At 74.5% G+C, this 3,292-nt stretch carries 2 protein-coding genes and 1 pseudogene; all 3 read left to right on the forward strand.

Annotated elements, in window-relative coordinates; translation table 11 throughout:
* Positions 1-112: 112 nt before the first annotated feature.
* A complete protein-coding gene (locus C6N75_RS27665; RefSeq protein WP_181160647.1) occupies positions 113-2,017 on the forward strand; it encodes a PQQ-like beta-propeller repeat protein in 1,905 nt (634 codons plus the stop codon).
* Between the two features lie 292 nt (positions 2,018-2,309).
* On the forward strand, positions 2,310-3,137 hold the full coding sequence (locus tag C6N75_RS27670) for an AfsA-related hotdog domain-containing protein (RefSeq protein ID WP_105871602.1): 828 nt from the start codon (positions 2,310-2,312) through the stop codon (positions 3,135-3,137).
* Positions 3,047-3,268, forward strand: a pseudogene (locus tag C6N75_RS32305) (hypothetical protein); the annotation flags it as partial. The gene C6N75_RS27670 and the pseudogene C6N75_RS32305, both read left to right, overlap by 91 nt.
* Between the last annotated feature and the right edge of the window lie 24 nt (positions 3,269-3,292).

Raw genomic sequence — 3,292 nt, forward strand, 5'->3', positions numbered from 1 at the left:
CCCCAGACCCGGACCCAGGCCCGCCGGCGGCCCTCCGGGCGGCGCCGCCCCCGCCGCCCCGGCCTCACCGGCCGACCAGGCCACCGCCGCACACGCCTGCACCGGAGCACCCGTGACCACCTACGGCACCGCGTCGCTCACCGCGGCCATCGTCGGCGTCACCGTCCTGGGCGACCGTGCCTATGTCGTCGCCCGCGGCCAGAGCCCCACCCTGGTCGGCGAGATCGACCTGACCACCCGCAGACTGACCCGCACCTTCCGGCTGGACCGGGGCGACGGCGGCTGGGCGGCGACCGTCTCCGGCGGAAAGGTGTACGTCGGCACCTACCCGTACCCCGACATCCACCGCATCGACCCGGCCACCGGAACCACCGCCCGGATCGCCACCATCGGCCCGGCCGGCGGCTTCGTCTGGTGCCTGACCACCGCCCCCGACGGCACCGTCTACGCCGGCACCAGCCCGCGCGGCGAGGTCTGGGAGTACAAGCCCGACACCGGCAAGCTGCGCAACCTCGGCGCTGCGCAGCCCGGCGAGGGCTACGTCCGCGCCATCGCCGCCGACGACAGATACGTCTACGCCGGCACCCTGCCGCAGGGCTACCTGGTCGCCTACGACCGGGTCACCGGCGCCAAGCGCAACCTCACCCCCCAGCCGTACGGCGGCGCCGCCGCGCTCACCGCCCACGGCGGCCGGATCCACGGCCTGTTCGGCCGCTCCCTGCTCGACATGGACCCGGCCGGCGGCACGGCCCGGGTGCTCACCATCCCGGCCGGCGAGCGCATCGCCGACGCCCTCACCGTCACCGACGACGGCACCGTCTACCTCGTCGGCCGCCCCTCCGGCACCGTCTACCGCCGCGACGGCGACACCCTCACCGAGGTCGCCGCGCCCGCCACCGGCGACGAGCACCGCGCGCTGATCCCGCTCGCCGGGAACACCATGCTCGGCGCGGCCGGCAGCGGCCGGCTGTGGTGGATGGACCGCTCCACCGGCGCCGCGCAGGTCGTCGAACTCATCGACATCGGTCTGTCCGGCCCGGACCCGGTGCAGTCCATCGCCTACGAGCAGGGCGGCGCCGTGCACGTCGGCGGCCACTACTCGCTCACCACCCACCGCCCCGCCCGCGGCACCTCCCACCGCATCCGCATCCCCGGCGAACCCAAGCAGATCCGGGTGATCGGCGGCCGGGTCTACGCCGCGATGTACCCGAGCACCGAACTGCTGGAGATCGACCCGGGCCGCGAACGGGTGCGCTCCCTCGGCTTCATCGACAACGGCCAGCAGCGCCCCACCGACATGGCCTACGTCTCCGGCGACGACCTGCTGCTCATCGCCAGCGCCCCGCCGGCCGGCGGCCTCAAGGGCGCGCTGACCCTGCTGCAACGCTCCCGCGGCCGCCTCACCGTGCACAAGGACGTCATCCCCGACCAGAGCGTGATGGCGGTGGCGCTCGACGACCGCCCGGGGCGGAAAATCGCCTATCTGGCCGGCGACACCTGGGGCGGCGGCAGCGTCCCGCCCACCCGGAGCGCCGCCTCCGTCGCCGCCTTCGACCTGCGGCGCGGCACCGTGCTCTGGGAGACCGCCCCGATCGGCGGCAACGCCAGCCTCCAGCACATCGAGGTCCTGGACGGCGTGCTGTACGGCGTCTACAAGCGGCAGTCCGGCTCCTGGTTCGCCATGGACCTCGACTCCCGCACCGTGCTGGCCACCGGCACCCTGCCCAGCTACGGCGAACTGAGCGTGCAGTTCGGCCAGGTCTACGCCTCCGTCTTCAGCGGCGACGTCTACCGGATCGGCCCCGGCCTGACCGAGGCCCGCCTGGTCCTCGGCGGCCTGGACGACGGCTGGTACAACCCGCCGCAGCTCGCCTGGGAACGCTCCACCTGGTACGCCTGGGGCGTCGCCACCCGCGACCTGGCCCGGCTCCGCCTCGACCCGCTCTGCCCCTCCGGCTCTCCCTCCTCCACCACCTCCCAGTACGAGGCCGTCCTCAAGGGCCTGCTGGCCAACTGACCCGCCGCGTCCGCACCGGACGCCAAGCCCGCCCGAGCCGCCCAGCCGCGCCGCCGATCCCCTCCGCCGGCGCGGCTTCGGCGTGCCCGCTCCCCGGCCCCGGCGCGGTCGAGTCGGCCTCCAGGGACGCTCCAGCCGGCCCCCTTACACGCTCCGACAGCGGGGTGACAGACGCCGTGGCCAGTTTTCGACTCATCCGCCGCGGAGGTCTCCACCCAGCGGCGCACCACCACGAGATGCCGAGAGCCGGCGACGCCGAACGCCGCGCTCCCGAGAGAGGGGCTACCCACCGATGACGGTGACCGCCAGTGACTTCCTTCCCGCTCTGCGGGAGCTCGACTTCGTCCGGTCGGTCGACCGGCGCCTGCTTCACCGCCGCGCCCTGTCGGAGGTCTTCCTCACCGACACCGCGGCGGTGGACCGGCGGCGCTTCCTCGCAGGAGCCCAGCTCCCCTCCTCACACGCCTACTTCACCGACCACGTCGGCCACAGCGTGATCGACCCGATGCTCCTCCTGGAGTGCGCCCGCCAGGCCGAGACCTGCGGCGCCCACCGGCACCTGGGCGTCGACGACGACACGAAGTTCGTCCTCCAGTCGTGGTCGATGCGGCTGCCGGGACTGTTCCACGCACACTCCGGCGACCCGGCGGAACTGACCATGCGGGTCAGCACGGACCGTGCCGCCGGGGCGAGCGCCCCCGCCCGTTCGGCCGCCTACGACATGCGCTTCCTCGTCAGCGGCCAGGAGGTCGGCGAGGTGCGCATGGCGGTCGGCTACGTGTCGTCGGCGGCGTACTCCGTCATCCGGTCCAAGCGGCGCGGCCGCCCGCCCGTCTCCTCTGACGACGTCGCGCCCCTGCCCGCCACGGTCCAGCCGGCCGAGGTCGGCCGCGCCAACGCCGAGACCAACGCCAACCGCGTCGCCCGTGGCACGGTCCTGCTGGAACTGGCCCCGCTGCACCTGAGCCTGGGCGACCGGAACGCGCCGAGGAGTGCGCCCGAGAGGCGCTCGCCCTCTCCCAGCCCACCGCGCAGCGCCTCAACACCGCCAGGGCCGAGCACGTCCTCGGCACCCTCGCCGCGCTCGGCGGCGACCACGCGCGGGCCGACGAGTACCTGACCCGCGCCCTGGCGGTGTTCACCGAGATCGGCGCCGCCGAGGCTGACGACGTGCGCACCCGCCTGGACACCGTCCCCTCGCCGGCGCCGCAGCACCTCCACACGAGCAGGAAGACCGGGGCCGCATCGTGACCACCCACACACCCACCCCCACAC

The organism is Streptomyces solincola (genome assembly GCF_002982015.1).
Taxonomy (GTDB): domain Bacteria; phylum Actinomycetota; class Actinomycetes; order Streptomycetales; family Streptomycetaceae; genus Streptomyces; species Streptomyces solincola.

What these genes read in the sequence shown, in the direction of transcription:
- C6N75_RS27670 (WP_105871602.1), top strand. Translation starts at nt 2,310, where the DNA reads ATGACGGTGACCGCCAGTGACTTCCTTCCCGCTCTGCGGGAGCTCGAC.